This is a genomic window from Allobosea sp. 05T439, assembly GCF_056396005.1.
The window spans coordinates 140,303-157,209 of sequence record NZ_JBFTKP010000002.1; the positions used below are offsets into that span (position 1 = coordinate 140,303).

General features: G+C 64.1%; 14 protein-coding genes and 1 tRNA gene. 3 read left to right on the forward strand and 12 right to left on the reverse strand.

The window, feature by feature from the left end; all coding sequences use genetic code 11:
- Positions 1 to 75: 75 nt before the first annotated feature.
- The 5 genes from AC1DIO_RS02655 to AC1DIO_RS02675 all read right to left on the reverse strand — a co-directional run bounded on the left by AC1DIO_RS02655 (position 76) and on the right by AC1DIO_RS02675 (position 6,660).
- The gene (locus AC1DIO_RS02655) at positions 76 to 1,365 is read right to left on the reverse strand and encodes an ArgE/DapE family deacylase (RefSeq protein WP_441505297.1); all 1,290 of its coding nucleotides are present in this window, start codon (positions 1,363 to 1,365) and stop codon (positions 76 to 78) included.
- Between the two features lie 158 nt (positions 1,366 to 1,523).
- On the reverse strand, positions 1,524 to 3,131 hold the full coding sequence (locus AC1DIO_RS02660) for an ABC transporter ATP-binding protein (protein ID WP_441505296.1): 1,608 nt from the start codon (positions 3,129 to 3,131) through the stop codon (positions 1,524 to 1,526).
- Positions 3,131 to 3,967 carry an ABC transporter permease gene (locus tag AC1DIO_RS02665; RefSeq protein ID WP_441505295.1) on the reverse strand — a complete coding sequence of 279 codons (837 nt, stop codon included), beginning with the start codon at positions 3,965 to 3,967 and terminating at the stop codon, positions 3,131 to 3,133. The genes AC1DIO_RS02660 and AC1DIO_RS02665 overlap by 1 nt, the downstream gene beginning before the upstream one ends.
- Positions 3,964 to 4,941 carry an ABC transporter permease gene (locus AC1DIO_RS02670; protein ID WP_069879759.1) on the reverse strand — a complete coding sequence of 326 codons (978 nt, stop codon included), beginning with the start codon at positions 4,939 to 4,941 and terminating at the stop codon, positions 3,964 to 3,966. The genes AC1DIO_RS02665 and AC1DIO_RS02670 overlap by 4 nt, the downstream gene beginning before the upstream one ends.
- A gap of 162 nt (positions 4,942 to 5,103) precedes the next feature.
- On the reverse strand, positions 5,104 to 6,660 hold the full coding sequence (locus AC1DIO_RS02675; protein ID WP_441505294.1) for an ABC transporter substrate-binding protein: 1,557 nt from the start codon (positions 6,658 to 6,660) through the stop codon (positions 5,104 to 5,106).
- A 229-nt stretch (positions 6,661 to 6,889) separates the two neighbouring features.
- On the opposite strand from AC1DIO_RS02675, the gene AC1DIO_RS02680 reads away from it, so the two are divergent.
- Together AC1DIO_RS02680 and AC1DIO_RS02685 are read left to right on the forward strand one after the other, a co-directional pair.
- Positions 6,890 to 7,693, forward strand: coding sequence for an IclR family transcriptional regulator (locus AC1DIO_RS02680; RefSeq protein WP_441505293.1), 804 nt, complete (start codon positions 6,890 to 6,892; stop codon positions 7,691 to 7,693).
- A 278-nt stretch (positions 7,694 to 7,971) separates the two neighbouring features.
- Positions 7,972 to 8,406: an NUDIX hydrolase gene (locus AC1DIO_RS02685; RefSeq protein ID WP_441489374.1), complete on the forward strand. Its 435-nt coding sequence runs from the start codon at positions 7,972 to 7,974 to the stop codon at positions 8,404 to 8,406.
- A gap of 56 nt (positions 8,407 to 8,462) precedes the next feature.
- On the opposite strand, the gene AC1DIO_RS02690 is transcribed toward AC1DIO_RS02685, so the two are convergent.
- From AC1DIO_RS02690 to AC1DIO_RS02715, 6 genes are all read right to left on the reverse strand, one after another.
- The gene (locus tag AC1DIO_RS02690; RefSeq protein ID WP_441505292.1) at positions 8,463 to 9,476 is read right to left on the reverse strand and encodes an inorganic phosphate transporter; all 1,014 of its coding nucleotides are present in this window, start codon (positions 9,474 to 9,476) and stop codon (positions 8,463 to 8,465) included.
- Between the two features lie 12 nt (positions 9,477 to 9,488).
- The gene (locus tag AC1DIO_RS02695) at positions 9,489 to 10,133 is read right to left on the reverse strand and encodes a DUF47 domain-containing protein (protein ID WP_441489375.1); all 645 of its coding nucleotides are present in this window, start codon (positions 10,131 to 10,133) and stop codon (positions 9,489 to 9,491) included.
- Positions 10,134 to 10,262: 129 nt separating this feature from the next.
- A tRNA-Ile gene (locus AC1DIO_RS02700) sits at positions 10,263 to 10,338 on the reverse strand.
- 121 nt (positions 10,339 to 10,459) lie between these two features.
- Positions 10,460 to 12,865, reverse strand: a complete 2,406-nt coding sequence (locus AC1DIO_RS02705; protein WP_441505291.1) for a methyl-accepting chemotaxis protein — start codon at positions 12,863 to 12,865, stop codon at positions 10,460 to 10,462.
- 277 nt (positions 12,866 to 13,142) lie between these two features.
- On the reverse strand, positions 13,143 to 14,282 hold the full coding sequence (locus tag AC1DIO_RS02710; RefSeq protein ID WP_476775153.1) for a TadE/TadG family type IV pilus assembly protein: 1,140 nt from the start codon (positions 14,280 to 14,282) through the stop codon (positions 13,143 to 13,145).
- Positions 14,283 to 14,505: 223 nt separating this feature from the next.
- Positions 14,506 to 14,916, reverse strand: a complete 411-nt coding sequence (locus AC1DIO_RS02715) for an acyl-CoA thioesterase (RefSeq protein ID WP_441505289.1) — start codon at positions 14,914 to 14,916, stop codon at positions 14,506 to 14,508.
- Between the two features lie 255 nt (positions 14,917 to 15,171).
- Here AC1DIO_RS02715 and AC1DIO_RS02720 point away from each other — a divergent pair, with 255 nt between their 5' ends.
- Positions 15,172 to 15,594, forward strand: coding sequence for a VOC family protein (locus tag AC1DIO_RS02720; protein ID WP_441505288.1), 423 nt, complete (start codon positions 15,172 to 15,174; stop codon positions 15,592 to 15,594).
- Here the strand turns inward: AC1DIO_RS02720 and AC1DIO_RS02725 are convergent, their stop codons facing one another.
- Complete coding sequence (locus AC1DIO_RS02725; protein WP_441505287.1) at positions 15,595 to 16,818, reverse strand: MFS transporter; 1,224 nt, start codon at positions 16,816 to 16,818, stop codon at positions 15,595 to 15,597.
- Positions 16,819 to 16,907 lie beyond the last annotated feature (89 nt).

Sequence of the window (16,907 nt, forward strand, 5' to 3'; positions counted from 1 at the left end):
GAACCGGCGGCGCCATCGTCATGCCAAATCGCGCAGGAGCCGATGCACGTTTATCGCCCCGGCCGCCGCGCGGCGTCACTCCGGGACGCTCTCGACGCCGCACCATTCGGCCACGAACAGGGCCATGGTTCCGGTGATGCGCTTCAGCGAGGCGAGGCTAACCCGCTCGTCGAAAGCGTGGATGTTCTCCGAGATCGGGCCATAGCACAGCGCCGGAATCTTGTCGTAGAGCGCGTAGACGCGGGTATCGAGATAGCCCGCCGTCATGAAGCTCTTCAGTGGTTTGCCGGTCGCGCCCTGATGCGCCCGGCCGAGCACGGCCTCCGCCTCGCTGCCGGGTTCGAGCACATAGCCTTCCGAATAGAAGCCGTTGAAGGTCACGCTCGGCGGATTGTTGGCGAGGAACGAATCGCCACGCGCATGCGTCAGCACGCGGGCCTCGATCCGCTTCGCCAATTCCTCGGCGCTGACCCCGGGATAGAGTCCGATGCGGCAGTCGATCCTGCACCAGCACGGCACGGAGGAGGCCCAGTCGCCGCCCTCGATCTTGCCGATATTCAGGTTGATCGGATGGGCGACGTCCTCGAAATGCTCGCGTCCGGCCTTCTCCGCGTTGAGTTCCTCCTCGAGCTTCCGCAGCGCCCCGATGACGCGATAGGCCCCGTCGATCGCGTTCGCGCCCGCGCCCATCTCGCGCACATGCATCGGCACGCCACGCACCTCGATCTGGAACCAGAGCACACCGGTATTGGCGCGCACCAGCATTTCCTCCTCTGGCTCGGGGATAAGCACCGCATCGGCCTTGTAGCCGCGCAGATGCGTCATCAGCGCGCCGTTACCGGTCGATTCCTCCTCGACCACCGACTGCACGTAGACCGTGGCCGCCGGCTGCAGGCCGATGCGCCGGAGCGCGTCGAGGCAGAACAGGTTGGCGGCATGGCCAGCCTTCATGTCCGCGCCACCACGGCCATAGAGCCAATCTCCCTCGATCACCGGGTCGAAGGGCCGATGCGTCCAAAACGTGTCCGGCCCGGTCGGCACGACATCGACATGCGCCTGCAGGATCAGGGAGCGCCCCTTTTCCTCGCGCGGGTGATGGATGCCGACGACGATCGGCGCATCCGAATGCTCATCGGAGAACGGCGCACCACCGGGATGGGCCGCGATCGCCTCGCGATCCATTCCGAAGCGGTCCATCGTGAAGCCACGCCCCTTCAGCGCCCGGAAGACGAAATCCTGCACCGCGTGTTCTTGCCCGCGCAGCGAGCCGAAGCGGATCATCTCCTGGGTGAAGGCGATTTGCTCGGCAAAGCCGGCCTCCACTGAGGCAAGGATGCGGTCGCGAAGCGCGGGATCGAGAGGCATGGGCAGGTCTCCGGTCGGTTAGGCGGCAAGCAGGTGCTCGCCGTCACGCTCAGCCTTGTGCCGAGCATCCGCGCCTCGCGACGCGGATGGCAGGTGTGGACATGGATGGTCGGGACAGGCCCGACCAGGACGATGAGGCAATGGCCGGCAAGGCTGCGTCACAGCGCGAAGCGGCGGCCGCCGGGCACGGCGGCGAGCAGTTGGCGCGTGTAGTCATGCTGCGGATTGGCGAAGAGCGCAGCCGTCGGGCCGGTCTCGACGATACGCCCGCGCTGCATCACGGCGATGCGGTCGCAGATCTGCGCAGCCACGCGCAGGTCATGCGTGACGAACAGGATCGCCAGGCCGAGCCGCTGCTGGATATCCTTGATCAGCGTCAGGATCTGAGCCTGAACCGAGACGTCGAGCGCCGAGACTGCCTCGTCCGCGACCAGCACGTCGGGCTCGAGCGCGAGCGCGCGGGCGATGCCGATGCGCTGGCGCTGCCCGCCCGAGAATTCATGCGGGTAGCGGTCTATCGCATTGGCCGAGAGGCCGACGAGCTCAAGCAGCTCCCTTGCCCGCCCGAGCGCCTGCGCGCGCGGCGTGCCATGGGCCACCGGCCCGTCCGAGATGATCCGCCCTACCGTCTGGCGCGGATTGAGCGAGGCGAACGGATCCTGGAAGACCATCTGGATGCGCTTGCGATGCTCGCGCAGCGCTGCCGGACCGAGATCACTCAGGACGAGGTCTCCCAGGGCGATCCGCCCGCCATCGGGCTCGATCAGCCTGAGGCAGCAGCGCCCGACCGTCGACTTGCCCGACCCGGATTCGCCAACCAACCCAAGCGTTTCGCCGCGAGCCAGGGTGAAGCTGATATCGTCGGCAGCCTTCACCTCGCGACCGGGCCGGAAGAAGCTGCGCTTGCGATAGACCTTGCCGAGTTTCTCGACGCTCAGCACAGGCACGGTCTCGGCGATCGGCGGGCGCTCCGGCGGCGTCATCGACGGCACGGCCGCGAGCAGCCGCTTCGTGTAGTCGTGCCTCGGTTGCGACAGCACGGCATCGGCCGTGCCCTCCTCGACGAGTTTGCCCTGCTGCAGCACGGCGATGCGATCGGCGATCTCGGCAACGACGCCGAAATCATGGGTGATGAAGAGCACCGCCGTTCCATGCTTGCGACGCAGATTGTCGATCAGCTTCAGGATCTGCGCCTGCGTGGTCACGTCGAGCGCGGTGGTGGGCTCGTCGGCGATCAGGAGCTTCGGCTCGAGTGCGAGCGCCATCGCGATCATCACGCGCTGACGCTGGCCGCCGGAAAGCTCATGCGGATAGGCCTTGGCCAAGCGTTCGGGGTCGGGCAGGCCGACCTCGGTCAGCAACGCGAGCGCACGGGCACGGCGCTCGGCATTGCTGTGCAGGCCATGCGCCTCGAACGTCTCGACGATCTGGTCGGCCACCCGCATCACCGGGTTGAGCGAGGTCATCGGCTCCTGGAAGATCATGCCGACCTCACGGCCGCGCACGTCCTGCATCGCAGCCTCGTCGAGCGCCAGCAGATCGCGACCCGCAAGGCGGATCGCACCCGCAGCGGGCTTCACCGCCTTCGGCAGCAGCCCCATCACCGCATGCGCGATCATCGACTTGCCGGAGCCGGATTCGCCGACGACGCAGAGCGTTTCACCGGGAGCGATGGTCAAAGAGACATCCTCGACCGCGAAGGCGCGGTCGGCGAGGGCCGGGAGAGCTAGCTTCAATCCCTCGATCGCGAGAACGGGCGTCGTCATCACTCCCTCCCCCGCGCCAGACGCGGGTTCAGCGCGTCGTTCAGCCCCTCGCCGGCAAGATTGAGCGCAAGAACCGTGAGGAAGATAGCAAGGCCGGGGAAGAAGCTGATCCACCAGGCATCGATCAGGCGAGTGCGCCCGGCACCGACCATATAGCCCCAGCTCATCAGGTTGGGGTCGCCCAGCCCGAGGAAGGAGAGCGAGGATTCGAGCAGGATCGCCGAGCCGATCATCAGCGAGCCCATCACGATGATCGGCGCGATGGTGTTGGGCAGCACCTGGCTGAAGATGATGCGCGGCGTCGACTGGCCGATCGTCACGGCGGCCTGCACATATTCGCGCGTCTTCAGCGACAGGACCTCGCCACGCACCAGTCGCGCCACGGGCGGCCAACTGACTACCCCGATCGCGAGCACGATCGAACCAAGCTGTGGTTGCAGGATCGCGACCATGACGATGGCGAGTGCGAAGCTGGGGATCGTCTGGAAGAACTCGGTGAAGCGCATCAACGCATCATCGACGAAGCCGCCCGCATAGCCTGCAATCGCGCCGAGCGGCACGCCGATCAGCAGCGCGACCACCGTCGAGACCACGCCGATCATCAACGAGACACGCGCGCCATGCACCAGCCCTGAAGCGATGTTGCGCCCCAGCGTATCTGTGCCGAGCGGGAAGCGCTCCATGGCGAAGGGTGCAAGGAACGGACGGCCGACCGTGCGCCATGGCGATTGTGGAAAGAGCGACGGCGCCAGCAAGGCGAAGACGATGACGACGAGCAGGATGATCAACCCGACCACCGCCCCGCGGTTGCGCGCGAAACGCTTAAGGAAGCTCATGATGTCGCCTCGATGCGCGGGTCGGCCAGCCGGTAGACCAGGTCCGTGAGGATATTGAAGCCGACGACCATGGCCGACGAGACGAAGAAGACACCGAGCAGCACCGAGTAATCGCGCTGCACCAGGGCATCGAACATCAAGCGGCCGATGCCGGGCCAGGCGAAGACCGTCTCGGTCAGCACGGCCCCGCCGACGAGCTGGCCCGCCTGCAGGCCAGCCAGCGTCACGACCGGAAGGATAGCGTTGCGCGCGACATGCCGGCGCGAGACGACCCCGGGTGAAAGCCCCTTCGCGCGCGCCGTCTTGACGAAATCGGCACCGGCAATCTCCAGCATAGAGGCCCGCATCATTCGCGCGTAGAGCGCCGTGAAGAACAATCCGAGCGTCAGCGCCGGCAGGAAGAGATGCTGCGCGATATCGAGCGCCCGAGCGAGGCCGGTATAGTTCGCGCCGATCGTCTCGAAGCCGACATTCGGCACGAGGCCGAGCTTCAGCGAGAAGACGATCTGGCTCATCAGCGCGATCCAGAAGAGCGGTGTCGCGTAGAAGACGAGGGCAAGCGTGGTGATGACGCTGTCCTGCCAGCGCCCGGCACGCCGCGCCGCAAGCGCGCCCATCAGGACGCCCAACCCCAGCGAGACGAGAAAGGCTGCGCCGGTCAGCAGCAGGGTCGCGGGCAGTCGGTCCAGGATCAGCTCGAGCACGGGCCTCTGCTGGCGATAACTGAAACCGAGATCGAGCGAGGCATAGCCCTTGAGATAGATCCAGAGCTGTTGGATCAGCGGCTGGTCGAGGCCAAAGCGCGCCCGCAACTGCTCGAGCAGCACCGCATCGGCCGCACCGGCCTCTCCCGCGAGAACCTGCGCGGGATCGCCCGGTGCGGCGCGGATCAGGAAGAAATTCAGGATCGCGATGGCGAAGAGGACGACGATCCCCTTCACCAGCCGGCCCGCGAGAAATTGAGCGAGGTTCATCAAAATCCTTCGGCGCTACGGACGGGCAAGATGACCGGTCCGCGTCTCCCCGAAAGGAGCACGCTCAAACCCGGGATGGTCTTCAGGAAGAGGCGCGTCACAGAGTAGTGGCGTCATGTCGTCCCGGATCGCCGCGACGCGACGTCCGGGACGGCAATGGCCTCACTCCTTCCAGGCGTCGCGGAAACCGTCATCCACGCCAATGCCGGTGGTGACGAGGTTCTTGACGTTGCAGCGATAGATCGTCGGGAAGTCCATCTCGAGCAGCCAAAGTACCGGCAGCTCGTCTGCCAGCAGCTTCTGCACCTTGGTATACAGCTCCTGGCGCTGCGCATCTGTCGGCGCGACGGCCGCCTCGGCGAAGAGCTTGTCGACCTCCGGGTTCGAATACCCGCCGACATTGGCGAAGGGATTACCCTTGGCGATGTTGCTCGAGATGTAGCTGCGCGCCACACCCATCGCCGGATCGCCGAGCTGGTAGAGGAAGTTGAAATTCAGGTCGAAGTCCCAGTTGCTGGCCTTCTGGGTCCAACCGGGCACGTCGGTGTTTTCGATCTGAATCTTGACCCCGACATCCTCGAGATTCTGCTTGATCGCCTCGGACCAACGGCTCCAGGTCTCGCCATAGGGCAGGTTGAGCAGCTTGATCGTCTCGCCCTTGTAGCCAGACGCCTTGATCAGCTCCTTCGCCTTCGCCGGATCGAAAGCATATGTCGGCACGTCGGACGAGTAGAAGCGCGTCTTCGACGAGATCGGCCCTGTCGGCAGCTTGCCGAGCCCGCCCCAGACCACATCCTTCCCGAATTCGCGATCGATCGCGTACATCAGGCCCTGGCGGAATTGCTTGTTGCCGAGGATGCCGTTGCGCACATTCGGCGTCAGCCAGGCATGCGGGGCGAACATCTCCCAGCCGTTGGTCGTCATGCAGGTATTGGGCAGCTTCGAGAGCCGCGCCACGTCGTAGACATCGACAGAGCCCCCGGTCAGCACGTCGACCTTGCCGGTCTCGTACGCCACCGCGCGCGCCGCCGCATCCGGGATGATCTGCCAGTAGATCTCGTCGAGGTTCGGCTTGCCCTTCAGCCAATAGTTCTCGTTCTTGACGAGGTGGATATAGGAGCCCTTCTTCCACTCCTTCAGCTTGAACGGACCGGTGCCGATTGGCGTGTTGTTCGCCGGATTCGCCCGATAATCCGTGCCGTCATAGATGTGTTTCGGGATCATCGGCGCCGAAGCGACTTCCTGGGTCATGATCATCGGGCCGAAGGGCTGCTTCAGTGTGATCTTGACCGTGAGATCATCGACCTTCTCGATTTTCTCGACCTGAGCGTTGACGATCGGCCGCCAGCGCGGATGAACCTCGCGCAGGAACTTATCGAGGGTGAACACGACGTCGTCCGCCGTGAAGGGCTTGCCGTCATGCCAGGTCACGCCCTCCTGGAGCTTGAAGGTGTAGACCTTCGCGTCAGGAGAAATCTCCCAGCTCTTGGCGAGCGATGGCTGCGGATTGAGCTTCTCGTCGTAACGCAGCAGCGACTCGTAGATATTGCCGGCGACCATGTTGGTCGGGCCATTCTGGTTCAGCCCCTGCATCAGCATTGGAGGCTCGGGCTGCACCACGACATGCACGGTGCCCCCCTTCTTCGGCTCCTGCGCGGTGGCTGCCCCGAGCGCGAGCACTGAAGCGGCAAGCGCCAGGCCAAGTCTCAATCCGGTCATCGTTGTTCTCCCGTTCCCCTGTGCCGGTTCCGGCAGCTGCGTGAGCGCACCGGGCACGGCCTCTCTTTTCGACTGGCATCGCGGCCTACCGGGATCGCACCCGAACATGTGCCGATTAGCAAGCTCCGCGCCATTGAAAGCCAGAGTCAAAATTCGTGTCAATGACTGACATGGCGTGTTATTAGACGACACGATGAAAGATCGGGCGATTGGCGCTGCGAGAGGGCCGATGAACAGCGCAGGCGACAGCCGGACCGCGAAACTTCCGCCGGGCGTCCCGATCGTCAGGGCGCTCGACCGGGCCATTGCCCTGCTCCGCGCCTTCCGCCCCGAGCAACCACGCCTCGGGCTGAGCGAGCTCGCTCGCCAGGTCGGACTCGACAAGGGCACGACGCGGCGGCTGCTGCAGACATTGCAGCTCAACGAACTGGTCGAGCACGACGAACGCTCGCAGACCTATGCATTGGCGGTCGGGCTGATCGAACTCGGCAGCGCCGTCACGACCGGGCGCGAGCTTCGGGACGTGGCCGGCCCCTATCTGACCGAGATCGCCGAGAAGACCGGCGCGACCTCGTTCCTATGGGTTCATATCTCGGGCCGCGCACTCTGCGTGGACCGCGTGCGCGCCTCACTGCCGCATGTCGATGCGACATGGTTCGCGGTCGGTGCTCAGGCGCCGCTGAACTGCGGCGGCGGCCCACGGGTGATCCTGGCCTATCTCGACGAGGCGCAGCGGCGACAGGCACTGGCCCTGGAACTGCCAAAGCGCGCGCCGGCAAGCCAGACGGACCCCGACCTGCTCTGGCGCGAGGCTGATCGTATTCGCGCGCAAGGCTGGGAGCTGGCCGCCGACGACTTCTTCATTGGCTTGACGGGCGTCGGCGTACCGATCTTCGACCGCAGCGGCGCGCTTGCCGGCGCACTCAGCATCTCGTCGCTGACCTCGATCGTCGCACCTGAAGGGCGCCCAGCGCATCTCGATGCCTTGCAGGACGCTGCCATGCGCATCGGGGCGCGCCTTCTCCCCGCCTGATCGACGTCTGCCTAAGCAGCAGGCTAGGGAAAGGCAGCTGATTCCTGTATGGGACGCAAGGCGCGCGACGAACCCGCCAATCGGCGAGCGCGCTTGCCGACTGGAGCCGACGCTCGGGCTCTCAAGGGCTTCGAGCGTTCATTTCGCTGCAATGAAGCATGGCCATCACCGCTGAGGCGGTCAATCCACGGCCTTTAAGGCGTTGGACGGCTATTCGATATTGATTTGCCGGCTTTCTAACATAGGTTCTGTTTACGGATGGGAGGGCACAGGTTTCGATGAAGAAGGCGAAGTCAGGATTGGGGAAGCCGCGCTCGCAGATCGCCGCGCTCCCCATCCGCCGATCGCCGACGGGGGAGCCGGAGCTTCTCCTGGTCACGACACGCACGACGCGGCGATGGATCGTTCCCAAGGGCTGGCCCATCAAGGGCAAGAAGAACCATGAGGCTGCGGCGATCGAAGCGCGCGAAGAAGCCGGCGTGATCGGCAAGGCCCACAAGAAGCCCGCGGGGCGCTACATCTATTGGAAGCGGATGAGCGACCACTTCGTTCTCTGCAAGGTGGCGCTCTATATTCTTGATGTCGAGCGTCGGCTTGAAAAATGGGCCGAGCACAATCAGCGGCTTTCGCACTGGTTCACGCTTGAAGATGCTGCCGAGATTGTCGACGAGCCCGGCCTGAAGGCTGCGATCCGCGCGCTGAAGTTGAATTGACCGACGCTGCGGGTTGCGCAGACTCAGCGCCCCTCGGCGGCGCCTCCTGATCCCGGTCACCGCCCGGTCAGGAACAGGCCGGAGACAAAATAGGCGATAGCCGAGATCAGTCCTGCCATCGGCATCGTCACGATCCAGGCGAAGACGATGCCGCGAGCCACCCCCCATCGCACGGCCGTCACGCGCCGGGCGGCGCCGACACCGATGATCGCGCCTGTGATCGTATGCGTCGTCGAGACGGGGATGCCGAGATAGGTCGCCATGAACAGCGTGATCGCGCCGCCCGTCTCCGCGCAGAAACCCTGCTGGGGTGAAAGCCGGGTGATCTTCGAGCCCATGGTGTGAACGATCCGCCAACCTCCACAGAGCGTGCCGAATGCCATGGCCGCCTGGCAGGAGATGACGACCCAGAACGGCACCGAGAACGTCTCGCCCATCATGCCATGCGAGAACAGCAGCACCGCAATGATGCCCATCGTCTTCTGCGCATCATTCGCCCCGTGTCCGAGCGAGTAGAGCGAAGCCGAAACGAACTGCAGCAGCCGGAAGGTGCTGTCGACCTTGATAGGGGCCACGCGCAGGAACACCCAGGAGACGATCAGGACGAGGACCAGCGCCAGGGCGAAGCCGATGGCCGGAGACATGAAAATCGCGACGAAGGTCTTGCCGAGCCCCCACCAGACGATCGACGAGAAGCCAGCCTTGCTCAGCCCGGCCCCGACCAGTCCGCCGATCAGTGCATGCGACGAACTCGACGGAATGCCTGCAATCCAGGTGACGACATTCCAGACGATGGCGCCGGTCAGGGCACCGAAGATGACACGGTCATCGACGATGGCGGTCTGGACAATGCCGGACCCGACGGTCTCGGCGACATGCAGGCCGAAGAACAGGAACGCGATGAAATTGAAGAAGGCAGCCCAGAACACCGCCCAGCGCGGCGCCAGAACCCTGGTCGAGACGATGGTCGCGATCGAATTGGCCGCATCGTGAAGTCCGTTCAGGAAATCGAACAGAAGCGCGACCGCGATCAGGAAGACCAGGGCAAAGGCGACGCTTGAGAAATCCACCGGGCCAACCGCCTAGAGATGTTCGAGGACGATACGGCTGACGCGCTTGGCGACATCCTCGAAACGGTCCACCACCTTCTCGAGATGGTCGTAGATCTCTGCGCCGACGATGAAACCCATCGTGTCCGAAGTCTGGTGCGCCTTGAACAACGCCTTCAGGCCCTGGTCGTGCAGTTCGTCGGATCGCTCCTCGATGGCCCGGATATCCTTGGCGAGTGCGCCGATCGAAATCGCATGTTTCTTGATGTCGCGCAGCATCGGCAGCAGCACGACGACGCGCTCGGACGCCTGGACGATGACCGCCCCGAGTTCCTTCATGCAGGGCTCGAAGCTCGTAACCTCGAACAGCGTGATCGCCTTTACGGTCTTCTGCATCTGGTCGATGGCATCGTCCATCGAACCGATCAGCTCCTCGATATCGCCACGGTCGAAGGGCGTGATGAAGGTGCGGCCGACTTCCAGCATTACCTCCGCGGCGATCTCGTCAGCGCGATTTTCCTGGAAAAGCACCTCGGTGCAACCTGCCTCCACCGGGGTTTCGCCCCTGAGGAGGCCGTTCAGGGCCGCGGCACCTGCCACCAATGTCCTGGAATGGCTCTCGAACAGGTCGAAGAACTTGGGCTCCTTGGGCAGGAGCTTCTGAAACCAGCCGAGCATCGGCGCCTCGTTATGTCATCGATCCGTCACAATCGCGATAAGCGGTTGGTATATCGCTGTAAAGCGGCATGCGCGATCGCACGGGGCGTAATCCCGAGGGCGGCCGTCGCTAGGTGATTGAGAGGGAAATGGTGGGCCGGGCCGGATTCGAACCGGCACCGGCGCTGTTATGAGCAGCGAGCTCTAACCGTTGAGCTACCGGCCCGCTCTTCGCCTAACACCCTCGCCTTCTGTCCCGCAAGACCCCAGGCAGCCCCCGCAACTGAAACGGCCCCGCTGCGTCTCGCGAGCGGGGCCGTTAGCAATGGTTGGATGCAGTGGATCGCTCAGGCCGCCCGGGCGACCGACGCCCCGCCGTGCCCGGCGACGTGTCCCTCGCGGAACTGGAAGCGCCCGATATGTTCGGTCAGCGCGCGGGTCTGCTCATCCGTCAGTGCGAGCGCGGCATTCGTCTCCTCGACCAGCGCAGCATTCTGATGCGCCATCGTGCCGATGCCGTCGATCTCGTTGTTGATGGCGGAAACGTCGCTTGCCTGGCTCCGCGCCGTTTGCGAGATGCCGTTCATCAGTCCGGAGAGATCGTTGACCGAGGACACAATACTTTCGAACATCGCCGAGGTCTCCTCGACGAGGCCGACACCGACCGCGACATCGCCATGCGCGGCCTCGACCAGGCGCTTGACGTCGTTCGAGGCATCCGCCGAGCGCTTCGCGAGACTGCGCACCTCGGCCGCGACGACCGCGAAACCGCGGCCGCTGTCGCCGGCGCGCGCCGCCTCCACTGCCGCATTGAGCGCCAGCAGGTTGGTCTGGAAGGCGATCTCGTCGATCATCGAGATGACTTCCGAGATCTTGTCCGACGACGCGCGGATGCGGCGCATCGCGTCCAGCGCCGAGGCGACGACCTTTTCGCCCTGCTGGGCACGCTGCTCGGCGCTCTCGGCCATGCCCATGGCTTGCGAGGCCTCGTCGGCCGTCTTCTTCACGGTGCCCGCGAAGGCGCCGAGCTGATTGGTCGCCATCGAGACAGCGTTGCTTTCTTCCGTCGTACGCTCGGCGAGGTCGGTGACACCATCGAGAATCTCGCTGGTCGCACTGCGCACGGCCGAAACCGTATCCGAAAGACGCGCGAGCGTGCTTTCGAACTCTTCGGCGAGGCCGTTGGCGCCGTCCTTGAGCTCGGCGAAAGCGCCGTGATAGCTGCCCTTGACCCGGGTCGAGAGCTGGCCAGCCGACAGTTCGGCCAGCACTTCGCAGGTTTCCGAAAGCCCGGCCTGGACGGTTTCGAGCAGGGCATTGACGGAACCCGCAAGCGCGTTGAGCTCGGCATCTGCGAAGCTTGCCGAGACGCGGCGGCTGAAGTCGCCGGCGGCCGCGGCCTCGACCACCTGGCCGAAGGCTTCCCCCAGCTCCTGCATCATCTCACGACGGCGCTGCTGCGCCAGGGCCTCGTCCTCGATCTTCGCAGCTTCGGCGGCTCGCAGCGCCAAGGCATTGTCGCGGAACAGCAGCACGCTGCGCGCAATGTCCGAGATCTCGTCATTGCCCTTGGTCTCGACGGTTGCGTCCAGCTGCCCATCGGCAATGGCCCGTGTCGCCGTCCACAGCTTGTTGAGACGGCCGACGATCATCGGGCGGACATAGAAGAGCGAGAGCGCCAGCGCGACGAGCAGCGAGCCGAGGCCGATTGCGCCGAGCCACCACTTGCTGTCCTCGATCAGGTTGCCGGTCGACGTGCCCGCGGAATGCGCCTCGTCACGAGCCGCCTTGACCAGCGTCTCGACCTCGCGGCGCACCACTTCAGCCGCGCGATTGAGGTCCGACAGGCCGGCGCGGATTGCGCCCTGAGTCACGATGTCGCGGTCGCGCACATCGAAAAGGCCGCTGCTTCCTTCGGCGACGTTGAGGATCGCATTGACCGAGCGCACGCGGCCCTGGTTCGGCACGATCTTCTCAGCGTCGGCGAGGCCGGTGCGGACAAGCTTGGCAATGGCCTGGAAGCGTTCGCGCGCGGTTCCAAGCTGCGAGCTGTCGCTGATCTGGGCGATCTCGCGCAGGATGCCGCCGAGCTCGCTGACATCGGCCTGTAGGCTTCTGGCCAGGTCGAAGGCCGTGAAATCGCGGCCGGCGAGCGATTTCAGAGCCGAGGTCAGCTCGTCGCCCGACAGATTGGCCGCATTCTCGATGCCATAGGCAAGATTGAACTTCGCCTCTTCAGCCTCGGTTCCGACAGCCCTGACGAAGTCCTCTCGGGCCTTTCCCAGGGTCTCGATCGCGATCTGCGCCTCGCTGGAGTTGCGCAACCGCTGCCCCGTCAGATCGTTCAGATCGTTGATCTGCCGTGAAAGTTCGTCGATCGCCTTCTGGGCCTTTGCCTTGTCCTGCCCGCGATCGGAGATCTTGCGCAGCAGTTCGAACTGCTTGGCTTCAATGAGATCGAGCTCTCCCGTCAGCTCGGACCGCTCCTTGGCATTCTGGACTTCGCTGAAACGCGCGGCGAGTGCCGTGGATTTCGTCGCCGCCTGCGAGAGCTCGAGCGCCAGCTCGACCACCGGCATCTTGTTCTCGATCATGTCGTTGACCGTCTGGTTCACCCGGCCATAGGAAAACCAGGCGACCGCGGATGCGACGATCGTCAGTACGGTCAGAATGCCGAGCGCGGCATAGATGCGCGCGGCAATGCCGACGCGCAGCGGCGTGCGCTGCCGCGTGGGCTTCTTGACCTTCTTCATAGTCGTTCTCCGGGATGCATGCAGCGCGCGACGGCGGGGCCTCAGGAAGGAAACCGCGACGCAGACAGCGGGGCCCGGCAGGAGCCTCGTTGATCAGGCATGAACAGTTCCCCAGCTCTCTTTAGGTCAGCCCTTAGAGTTAGGCTTCTTGAGCCCTAGGATCGGGGACATGCGCTTAAAAAACGCTTAAGTGAGCGCCCTGTTCTGAATCGCCCGATGGAACGGGCGATTCAGCTTCCGTTAACCTCTTCGAAAGGCCGGCGCGCACCGGTCCGGCTCAATGCGTCAACGTCGGTATCTTGGTTTTGGTTGCGATGGCTTCAGCGAGCTTCTTGACGAGCTGCGTATTGCCTTCAGTCAGCGTGCCTCCTTGAAAGAAACCGGGCCACTTCCTGACTGGCAACCAGTTTGTCGTGCCTGAATCGCCGAAGAAGACCAGCATCCTGTTTTCCTGATCCATCTTGACGCTGGAACTCCACTTGTAATTAAGGCCAGGGGCAGCGGGCGGCGTACCCGTCCAGGTCCGTGGCATGATGTCAGCTGCTGGATAATCAGGATTCTTCAGGGATTGGCTGTGGGATGGCTGGTGCGCATCGGCGTCGGTCCAGACGGCAATGACGTTGAACGATGCCGTGATCACCTGGCCTGCGCTCGCTCCACCGACCACGGCCGCGCCCTTCTTGATCCAGTTCGAATTCATGCCCTCATTGACGCATTCGAGACCCGATTCAGGCAGGTCGCCGCCACCGCTGGCCTGTTCCGGCGATACGAAGTTCGAGAAGAGCGTCGACTGGTCGGGCAACCTCCAGAACTCGCCCACTTTCATGGGAGGCCGGTCGCCATAGTCCCGAGGGTCTTTTTTTGTGCCGCTATTGCCCCCGAAATCACGGTAGAAAATGGGCTTCACCCGCATCGACTCGAAGGGATCGATCTTCTTCGCCTTCAGCTCATCGTTCAGATTCTTCTCGAAATTCAGGGCAGCGTTCTTCACCGCGTTGAGCGTGTTCTGCATCGACCCGGTCGCGTCGATGCACATCACCAGATCGAGATGGCGGACCTGCGGCCGTGCGATGAGCGCCTTCGCCGTGGTCGCGACCTTGGTCGAGGATCCTCCGATGAAGTTGCCGAACATTGTCTTGACGTTCGCGCTCGCATCCCCCTTCACCGCTGCCGCACCGTCGACGATGGCAAAGCTGGAGATGACGGCGGTGCCGGGAAAGCCCGGCGGCAAGGCCGCCGTTAGGTAGCGGTTCGCGGCGGCAATCCGCTCGCTGTCGCTTTCGTTCAGCTTGGCCGCGGCCAGAACCGCCGAATCGAGGGCGCTTTGCAGATCGATGCGGGCATTCTGGGCCTGCGACGTATCGACGAGAACGCCTATGAGCGCGATCAGCGGAACCAGCAGGATCGCGAAGATCATGGCAATGGCACCGCGTTCGTCTCCGCGCAGTCGGGACGACAAAACGCTCAGTTTGCGGAGACGAAGAACGACCGAGCGATGCATGGCGATGGTTGTCCAATGGAGTTTGACCCATGGAAAGAACCATCTGGCCCTGTCACAATTGTTAATGCGCTGCTTCAACCTCTTGGCGCAGTGAAGAATCCTTTAGCGTGATCGCAGAAACCTGGCAGCAACCCGGCGCTCATGCGCCCGGAAGCGGCGGCACTGGCCGCGGACGGCCGTCCTCGTCGATCGCAACGAAGGTGAAGGTCGCATCGGTGACCTTCTCGTGCAGGGTCGTCCGAAAGCGCTTCGCCCAGGCCTCGACATGGATCTTCATCGAGGTCCGGCCAACGGATTCGACTTGGGTGTAGACGCTGAGGACATCGCCGACCTTGACCGGGCGGATGAAAGTCATGGCTTCGACCGCGATCGTCACCACCCTGCCCTGTGCACGATCGACGCCGGCTATTCCACCGGCCGAATCCATCCGAGACATCACCCAGCCGCCGAAGATGTCGCCATTGGCATTGGTATCGGCCGGCATGGCGATGGTGCGAACCGTCAAATCGCCCAACGGCTCCTCGTCCGGCTTTAGGCCTGGCTCGATCATCTCTGCTCCCTTCCTCTCCGACATGGAGGGAATGGAGCACATGACGCAGCATCGGCGCCAGCGCGAAGCCTGTGGCAATCCCCACGAACGGCCTCGAGACAATTGCGCAGGAGCCCGCGAAGCCCCTTCCGGCATCGCCATTGAGAAGGGAAGACCAGCGCTGCTGGAGAGGCTCCCTGCGGCGCTGACGATCCATGGATCGCAGAGACATCGGTCCTCGCTCCTGCGCTATGATCAGTCGTTGAGGAGGACGCCATGACGAGACCACCGGCCATGATTTGCATTTCGCTGCGCTATGCGGATGCTCCGCGCATGTATGACTGGCTGATCGAGGCCCTCGGCTTCGAGAAGCACGCCGCCTATTACTCGGACGACGGCAAGACGCTGCTCCATGGCGAGCTTCGCATGGGCGAGAGCTTCGTGATGCTCGGCTCTGCCGACAACAATCCCTTCGGCAAGCTGGTTTCACGCCCGGCTGAGCTCGGTGGCACCACAGCCTCGCCCTATATCGCAACCGACGATATCGATGCCCGGTGCGAGCGCGCCCGCAAGGCCGGTGCCGAGATCTGCATGGAGCCGACGGACCAGCCCTATGGCAGCCGCGACTTCATCTGCAAGGATCCGGAGGGGCATGTCTGGTGCTTCGGCACCTATCGGCCGGGACCGATGGCGGGGTGATCAGGCTGGCTGCAGCCGCGGCCTTGCCCGCAGCATCAGCCAGGAGACCACGGCGAGATTGATCAGGTTCCAGGCCAGCCCGTTCAGGAAGGCAACCCTGTAGGAGGCAAAGAGGTCGTAGATCAGCCCGGAGATATAGCCGCCGAAGGCCATGCCGAGAATCGTCGCCGACATCACGATGCCGATCCGCACCCCGGCCTCCTTGGCCGGCAGGTACTCGCGGATGATCACCGCATACATCGGCACGATCCCGCCCTGGAACAGACCAAAGATGCCGGTGACGATGTAGAGCGAGGTCAGCCCGTCGAAAAAGAGATAGAGGAAGAGCGCAACACCCTGCATCACCGAGCCAAGCGCCAGGGTTGCCGCTCCGCCGATCCTGTCAGAGACGAAGCCGGAACCGATGCGGCTGACGATGCCGAGCAGCAGCATCAACGAGAGCATTTCGGCGCCACGCGCGACGCCGTAGCCAAGGTCGCCGCAATAGGCGACGATATGGACCTGCGGCATCGCCATTGCGACGCAGCAGGCGAAGCCGGCGACCGAAAGCAGCAATTGCAGCTGGTTCGCTGAAAGGCCGAGATCGCCGCGAGCCCCGGCACTCGAAGCCTCGGCCGCTGCCAGCGTTTCGGCGGCCGGGCGCCTGCGGAAGAACAGGGAAAGCGGCACCAGCACAACCAGCGCCGTCAGGCCGATGCCGATATGCGTGGCGCGCCAGCCATGGTTCTGCAATCCCCAGGTGATCACCTGCGGCCAGATCACGCCCGCGAGATAGCTGCCGGATGCTCCGAAGACCACGGCGAGCCCGCGATGCTTGCGGAACCAGTGCGAGAGATCGGCGATCAGAGGCGAGAACCCCGCAGCGCCGCCGATCCCGATCAGCAGGCCGTGGGCGAGCGCGAATTGCCAGAGCGTGCCGGCAAGACCCGCAAGCACATAGCCCGCACCGAGGAAGACCCCACCCATCACGATCGGAACGACGATGCCGTAACGATCGGCGATCCGGCCCATCAGGATATTGCCGACGCCGAAACCGAGCATGACGGCGGTATAGGGCAGCGAAGCGCCCGCCCGCGCCGTGCCGAACTCAGCCTGAACGGAGGGAAGCACGACGACCACGGACCAGGTGCCGACGCAGGCGACGGTGCCGACGAGCAGCGCCATCGCCAGCCGCAGCCAGGCATAGGAGGAATCAGGCGCGTAGCGCTCGTGCTGAAGAGACATGTTTCCTCGCCGGCCGATTTTAGAGAACGGCTCTCTTATGACGCGGCGATGATTAGGCACCGCGAACCCACGCGGCAAGCGCGCCGGCC

Coding starts and splice junctions, on each gene's coding strand:
- AC1DIO_RS02685 (WP_441489374.1), top strand. CDS start 7,972: ATGAAGAAGGCGAAGTCAGGATTGGGGAAGCCGCGCTCGCAGATCGCC.
- AC1DIO_RS02675 (WP_441505294.1), bottom strand. CDS start 6,660: ATGACCGGATTGAGACTTGGCCTGGCGCTTGCCGCTTCAGTGCTCGCG.
- AC1DIO_RS02670 (WP_069879759.1), bottom strand. CDS start 4,941: ATGAACCTCGCTCAATTTCTCGCGGGCCGGCTGGTGAAGGGGATCGTC.
- AC1DIO_RS02655 (WP_441505297.1), bottom strand. CDS start 1,365: ATGCCTCTCGATCCCGCGCTTCGCGACCGCATCCTTGCCTCAGTGGAG.
- AC1DIO_RS02660 (WP_441505296.1), bottom strand. CDS start 3,131: ATGACGACGCCCGTTCTCGCGATCGAGGGATTGAAGCTAGCTCTCCCG.
- AC1DIO_RS02680 (WP_441505293.1), top strand. CDS start 6,890: ATGAACAGCGCAGGCGACAGCCGGACCGCGAAACTTCCGCCGGGCGTC.
- AC1DIO_RS02710 (WP_476775153.1), bottom strand. CDS start 14,282: ATGATCTTCGCGATCCTGCTGGTTCCGCTGATCGCGCTCATAGGCGTT.
- AC1DIO_RS02725 (WP_441505287.1), bottom strand. CDS start 16,818: ATGTCTCTTCAGCACGAGCGCTACGCGCCTGATTCCTCCTATGCCTGG.
- AC1DIO_RS02705 (WP_441505291.1), bottom strand. CDS start 12,865: ATGAAGAAGGTCAAGAAGCCCACGCGGCAGCGCACGCCGCTGCGCGTC.
- AC1DIO_RS02665 (WP_441505295.1), bottom strand. CDS start 3,967: ATGAGCTTCCTTAAGCGTTTCGCGCGCAACCGCGGGGCGGTGGTCGGG.
- AC1DIO_RS02695 (WP_441489375.1), bottom strand. CDS start 10,133: ATGCTCGGCTGGTTTCAGAAGCTCCTGCCCAAGGAGCCCAAGTTCTTC.
- AC1DIO_RS02720 (WP_441505288.1), top strand. CDS start 15,172: ATGACGAGACCACCGGCCATGATTTGCATTTCGCTGCGCTATGCGGAT.
- AC1DIO_RS02715 (WP_441505289.1), bottom strand. CDS start 14,916: ATGATCGAGCCAGGCCTAAAGCCGGACGAGGAGCCGTTGGGCGATTTG.